The organism is Nocardioides sp. CPCC 206348 (assembly GCF_048654705.1).
GTDB lineage: Bacteria > Actinomycetota > Actinomycetes > Propionibacteriales > Nocardioidaceae > Nocardioides.
The window spans coordinates 22,631-28,725 of the sequence record NZ_JBMCZA010000130.1 but is presented as its reverse complement, the minus strand read 5'-3'; the positions used below and the strand labels follow the sequence as shown (position 1 = coordinate 28,725).

The following is a 6,095-nucleotide window of genomic DNA, read 5'->3' as shown; positions in this document are numbered from 1 at the left end:
AGGATGCGTACGGCGAGCAGGCCGGCGTTGCGCGCGCCCCCGACCGCGACGGTGGCGACCGGGACACCGGCCGGCATCTGCACGATGGAGAGCAGGGAGTCCATGCCGTCGAGGTACTTCAACGGGACCGGAACACCGATGACCGGCAGCGGAGTGACGGAAGCGAGCATGCCCGGCAGGTGGGCGGCCCCGCCGGCACCGGCGATGATCACCGACAGGCCGCGGCTCGCGGCATCCTTGCCGTACTGCAGCATCTCCTCCGGCATCCGGTGGGCGGAGACGACGTCCGCCTCGAAGGGGATGTCGAACTCGGCCAGCGCCTCGGCCGCAGCCTGCATCACCGGCCAGTCGGAGTCGGAGCCCATCACGATGCCTACACGCGCACTCATGGGCGCGAGCCTAGAGGTTGCCGGGTCCGGCCAGCTCACTCGCTGTCGTTGCCGAGGTCTCCACTGAACCAGTCGGCGGCGTGCCGGGCGCGCTCGAGGCAGTCCTCGAGGTCGTCGCCGTAGACATTGACGTGGCCGACCTTGCGGCCCGGGCGCAGGTCCTTGCCGTAGAGGTGCACCCGCAGGTGCGGGTCGCGGGCGAAGGCGTGGGGGTAGCCGTCGTACAGGCGTCCGACCTGGTGCCCGTCTCCCTGGTCGCCGCCGAGGATGTTGACCATCACGGTCCAGCGGGCGCGCGGTTCGGGTGAGCCGAGGGGCAGGTCGAGTGCGGCGCGCAGGTGGTTCTCGAACTGGCTGGTGACCGCGCCGTCCTGGGTCCAGTGGCCGGTGTTGTGCGGTCGCATGGCGAGCTCGTTGACCAGGACCTGCACCCGACCCTCGGCGTCGACGGTCTCGAAGAGCTCGACCGCGAGGATGCCGGTCACGCCGAGCTCGCCCGCGATCCGCAGGGCGAGCTGCTGGGCAGAGGTGGCCAGGCCCGGGTCGAGGTCGGGTGCCGGCGCGACCACCTCCCGGCAGACGCCGTCGACCTGCAGGGTCGCGACGACCGGGTACGCAGCAGCCTGGCCACTGGGCGCCCGGGCCACCAGCGCGGAGAGCTCGCGACGGAAGTCCACGAACTCCTCGGCGAGCACGCGCACGCCGGCCGACGCGGCCACGGCCAGTGCCTCGGTGGCGTCGTCAGGAGTACGGACGACCCAGACCCCCTTGCCGTCGTACCCTCCGCGACTGACCTTGAGGACACACGGGAGGCCGAACGCCTCGACATCGGCAGCCGAGCCGACCACCGCCCAGCGCGGTTGCGGCGCACCGAGCCGGGCCATCGCCTCGCGCATCACGATCTTGTCCTGGGCGTGCACCAGGGCCTCGGGGCCCGGGTGTGCGATGACGCCGTCGGCCGCCAGCGCGCGCAGGTGCTCGGTCGGGACGTGCTCGTGGTCGAAGGTGACGACCGAGCAGCCCTCGGTGACCGCGCGCAGGTCAGCGAGGTCGCGGTAGTCCCCCACCCGGTGGTCCGGGATCACCTGGGCGGCGGAGACACCCTCGGCCTCGGCCAGCAGGCGCAGCGGTACGCCGAGCGCGATGGCCGGCTGGGCCATCATCCGGGCGAGCTGTCCGCCACCGATGACGGCAATACGGGGCGCAGCGGAATCGGTCGTGGACACGGCCGAACCCTACGCAATCGGGAGGTGTCAGGCCGAACCGGTGAGGTCAGCGCTGACCGTGGTCTCGAATCGCAGGCCCTGACCACGGATCGTGGTGATCAGCTGGGGCTGGCGGGTGTCGTCACCGAGCTTGCGTCGTACCCAGCCGAGGTGGACGTCGATGGTCTTCGACGACGTCCAGAAGGTGACTCCCCAGACGTCCCGCATGAGTTCCTCGCGGGTGACCACGGAGCCGGCGCGGGCGATCAGGGCGTGCACCAGGTCGAATTCCTTGCGCGACAGGAGTACCTCGCGGTCCCCACGCCACGTCCTGCGGGTTGACGGATCAACCCGCACGTCCTGCACCTCGATCACAGGGTTCAAGGTAAGGATCGCGCCGGGATCTCGCGGGGAAACGGCAAGAATTTTGCCGACCCATGTCCCTGGGAGTAGTGGCGTCAGGCCCGGCGTACGGCGACCGGCTCGACCACGCCGAAGCCGCGGACGGGTCGCGGGGGCAGCGGACGGGTCTCGATCTGGTCCGCCGGAAGCAGGTCGGCGGTCGCCTGGTCGACGATGATCCGGTTGCGCCGGGCGACCTGGGTGAGGCGTGCAGCGAGGTTCACCGGAGGTCCGAAGACGTCGCCCAGTCGCAGCACCACACCGCCGGTGGCGAGGCCGACGCGTACGTCCGGCATCCGCGGATCGCGGCCGATCACGTTGATGATTCCCTCGGCCGTGGCGAAGGCGGCCATCGGATCGTCGTTCACGAAGAGCACGGCGTCACCCATGCTCTTGATCATCCGGCCCTTCTCGCGGTTGATCACGTCACCGCAGCGGGCCTCGAAGATGTCGACGAGCTCGCCGATCCGTTCGCGGGTCACCTCGTTGGACAGGGCCGTGAAGCCGACGATGTCGGCGAAGCCGACACAGAGGTCGGTGGTGTGCGGATCGGCGTCGATGGCGCGCACGGACTGCATCCGCACCACGGCCGCGGTCACGTGGCGCCGCCAGGCATAGATGAGGAGGTCCTCGAACCGGGTTCCGAAGCGGTCGATCACCCACGACGTGGGATCGCCGGTCTCGTCGCCGTTCTCCTCGATGAAGGCGTCGTTGACGTGGTGGACGAGCTCGCCCACCTCCCAGTCGGCGAGCCGGGCCATGGTGAGGCCGACCCCACGCGCGACGTTGAGCGCGACGTCGAAGTCGATGACTCCTTCACCGACGAGGTCGACCATCAGGCCCAGGGCAGCGACGTCCGCATGGGTGTAGGCGCGCTCGTCACCGTGCTCGGGGAACCCGAGGGTGCGCCACAGTCGCCGCGCCTTCTCGAGGGGCAGGCCGGCGAGCTCGGCGACCTCCGCAGCCGTGAGCTGGGGCTCCTCGCCGAGGAGCTTCCGCTCGGGGTCGCTGTCAGACACCTTCGTCCCGGCGGACCTCCGGCGCACGGTGCAGGCCGTGGAGGAGCTCGTTGAGCTGGCGCTGTGCGGCCTCGACGTGCGGGATGTCGTTGAGGCGGACCAGCCCGTTGGTCGACGCGTCCGCGATCAACAGGCTGCCACAACCGAACGGGCGGTCGATGAGGTTGATCTCGATGGAGATGTCGCTGACCCGGGCCAGCGGGATGTCGTGGCCACGGCGCGTCAGGATCCCGTTGCGCGTGATCAGCCGCCGGTCGGTGAAGGCGTGGACCGTGGTCAGCCAGACGAAGAAGGGCCGGACCGTGAACCACAGGATGCCGAGCAGCGCGAGCACCCACACGATGTAGGTCAGCGTCTGCTGGAAGCCGTCGTCCTCGAGCTTCACCTGCGCGAAGACCGCGATGGCCAGGAACAGCACCAGCAGCAGGATGGGCACGAACAGCGCCTTGGGGTGCTGACGGGTGCTGATGATGAGTCGCTCGCCGGGGTTCAGCAGCTTCTTGGAGATGGCCACGTGGAGATCATCCCACCCCGGCCCCGATCCGCCAGCCCCGATCGGGCAACTCAGGGTGCGTTCATCGGGCGGCGTCGGCGCTCCGGACGTGGATGACGTCTCCCGCGCCGACCAGCTCCCGGTTGCCGTCCGCCTTCTCCACGACCAGGCGACCGTGCTCGTCGACGTCGACGGCGCGACCGAGCAGCTCGCCACCACCGGGCAGTTCCACACGCACGTCGCGGCCCAGCGTCACGCAGTGGGAGCGGTACGACGTCGACAGGCGCGCCGTGCCCAGGTCGCCGCCGGCCTGCCAGACGTCGTACCCCTCACGGATGGCGGCCACCACCTCGAGCAGCACCTGGGTGCGGTCGGGGGCGCCGGGTGCGGCGATCGCGAGACTCGTCGCCGTCGGCACGGGCAGCTCGTCGGACGTGGTGTCGACGTTGATCCCGACCCCGACGACGGCGGCCGGACCGTCGGGCGTCTCGATCCGCTCGACCAGGATTCCGGCCACCTTGCGGTCGCCGTCGAGGAGGACGTCATTGGGCCACTTCACCCGGGCGTCGTACCCCCGGGAGGTGATCGCCTTGGCCACGTTGTGGCCGACCAGGAGCGGCAGCCACGGCCAGACCGCCGCAGGAACGGTCGGGCGCAGGACGATCGAGAAGGTCACCGCCGTCCCCGGGGGCGTGTCCCAGGTGCGGTCGAGCCGGCCGCGACCGGCGACCTGGTGGTCGGCGACCACGACGAGACCCTCCGCGGCACCCTCGCGGGCACGCTCCGCAGCAACCTGGTTGGTCGATGGCGCCTCGGCCAGGAGCTCCAGGCTGAGATCGGGGTGGAGCGCGAAGGCATCCGACAGCCGTTGGGCGTCGAGTGGTCCACGAGCAGGGCGCTGGGTCGGGCTGGCCGTCACGGGCACTACCCTTGCGCAGCAGACGCCCTGAGAAAACCCCAGTGCCCGTCAAGGGGCCCATCAGAGGGCCCACCAGCTGGGGTGTCATCGTAGGAGGAGCCCACCGTGACCGCGCAGCCCGAGCCGGCAGAGATCGACATCCACACCACCGCCGGCAAGCTCGCCGATCTGGAACGTCGTACCGACGAGGCCGTGCACGCACCGGCCGCCAAGGCGCAGGAGAAGCAGCACGCCAAGGGTCGCAAGACGGCCCGCGAGCGGATCGCGATGCTCTTCGACGAGGGCTCCTTCGTCGAGCTCGACGAATACGCCCGGCACCGGTCGACCGCCTTCGGGCTCGAGAAGACCCGTCCGTACGGCGACGGCGTCATCACCGGCTACGGCACCGTCGACGGCCGCCAGGTGTGCGTGTTCTCCCAGGACTTCACCGTCTTCGGTGGCTCGCTCGGCGAGGTCTACGGCGAGAAGATCACCAAGGTCATGGACCTGGCGATGAAGGCCGGTTGCCCGATCGTCGGCATCAACGAAGGCGCCGGTGCCCGGATCCAGGAGGGCGTCGTCTCGCTCGGCCTGTACGGCGAGATCTTCCGCCGCAACGTCCACGCCTCCGGCGTGATCCCCCAGATCTCGATGATCATGGGCAACTGCGCGGGTGGCCACGTCTACTCCCCCGCCGTCACCGACTTCACGATCATGGTCGACCAGACCTCCGCGATGTTCATCACCGGACCTGACGTCATCAAGACCGTCACCGGTGAGGACGTCACGATGGAGGACCTCGGTGGTGCGCGCACGCACAACACCAAGTCCGGCAACGCCCACTACATGGCTGCCGACGAGGAGGACGCCGTCGAGTACGTCAAGGCGCTGCTGTCCTTCCTCCCCCAGAACAACCTGGACGAGGCGCCGTCGTACGACGAGGTCGCCGACCTGGAGCCGACCGACGTCGACCGCGCGCTCGACACGCTGATCCCGGACAGCCCGAACCAGCCCTATGACATGCACGACGTCATCACCTCGATCCTCGATGACGCCGACTTCCTCGAGGTGCAGCCGCTCTTCGCCCCGAACATCATCGTCGGCTACGGCCGCGTCGAGGGACGCCCTGTCGGCGTCGTCGCGAACCAGCCGATGCAGTTCGCCGGCTGCCTCGACATCGACGCGTCGGAGAAGGCGGCCCGCTTCATCCGCACCTGCGACGCCTTTAACATCCCGGTGCTGACGTTCGTCGACGTGCCCGGCTTCCTGCCGGGCACCGACCAGGAGTGGACCGGCATCATCCGCCGCGGCGCGAAGCTGATCTACGCCTACGCCGAGGCGACCGTCCCGCTCGTCACCGTGATCACCCGCAAGGCCTACGGCGGCGCGTACGACGTGATGGGCTCCAAGCACCTCGGTGCCGACATCAACCTCTCGTGGCCCACCGGCCAGATCGCGGTCATGGGTGCCCAGGGCGCGGCCAACATCATCCACCGGCGCGAACTGGCCGACCTGGCCGCTGCCGGCGGCGACGTGGAAGCGCGTCGCGCCGAGCTGATCGACGAGTACGAGACGACCCTCGCCAACCCGTTCATCGCGGCCGAGCGCGGCTACATCGACGGCGTGATCATGCCGCACGAGACCCGCGCCGAGGTCATCAAGGCGCTGCGCCTGCTCCGCACGAAGCGG

At 69.7% G+C, this 6,095-nt stretch carries 7 protein-coding genes; 1 reads left to right on the top strand and 6 read right to left on the bottom strand.

Features of this window, described 5'->3' with window-relative positions:
- The 6 genes from purE to ACOADB_RS07720 form a co-directional block, all read right to left on the bottom strand.
- Positions 1 to 389, bottom strand: a 389-nt coding sequence (purE, locus tag ACOADB_RS07745; protein WP_378597384.1) for a 5-(carboxyamino)imidazole ribonucleotide mutase, incomplete at its 3' end; no start/stop codon positions are given.
- 35 nt (positions 390 to 424) lie between these two features.
- Positions 425 to 1,615, bottom strand: a complete 1,191-nt coding sequence (locus tag ACOADB_RS07740) for a 5-(carboxyamino)imidazole ribonucleotide synthase (protein WP_378597383.1) — start codon at positions 1,613 to 1,615, stop codon at positions 425 to 427.
- A 27-nt stretch (positions 1,616 to 1,642) separates the two neighbouring features.
- A complete protein-coding gene (locus ACOADB_RS07735; RefSeq protein WP_378597382.1) occupies positions 1,643 to 1,969 on the bottom strand; it encodes a winged helix-turn-helix domain-containing protein in 327 nt (108 codons plus the stop codon).
- A gap of 83 nt (positions 1,970 to 2,052) precedes the next feature.
- Positions 2,053 to 3,015: an adenylate/guanylate cyclase domain-containing protein gene (locus ACOADB_RS07730; protein WP_378597381.1), complete on the bottom strand. Its 963-nt coding sequence runs from the start codon at positions 3,013 to 3,015 to the stop codon at positions 2,053 to 2,055.
- On the bottom strand, positions 3,008 to 3,529 hold the full coding sequence (locus ACOADB_RS07725; RefSeq protein ID WP_378597380.1) for a PH domain-containing protein: 522 nt from the start codon (positions 3,527 to 3,529) through the stop codon (positions 3,008 to 3,010). The genes ACOADB_RS07730 and ACOADB_RS07725 overlap by 8 nt, the downstream gene beginning before the upstream one ends.
- A 61-nt stretch (positions 3,530 to 3,590) precedes the next feature.
- Positions 3,591 to 4,427 (bottom strand): biotin--[acetyl-CoA-carboxylase] ligase, encoded by an 837-nt coding sequence (locus ACOADB_RS07720; protein WP_378597379.1) that lies wholly within the window; start codon positions 4,425 to 4,427, stop codon positions 3,591 to 3,593.
- 105 nt (positions 4,428 to 4,532) lie between these two features.
- Between ACOADB_RS07720 and ACOADB_RS07715 the strand changes: the two genes are divergently transcribed.
- On the top strand, positions 4,533 to 6,095 hold a 1,563-nt coding region (locus ACOADB_RS07715), incomplete at its 3' end, for an acyl-CoA carboxylase subunit beta (protein ID WP_378597378.1).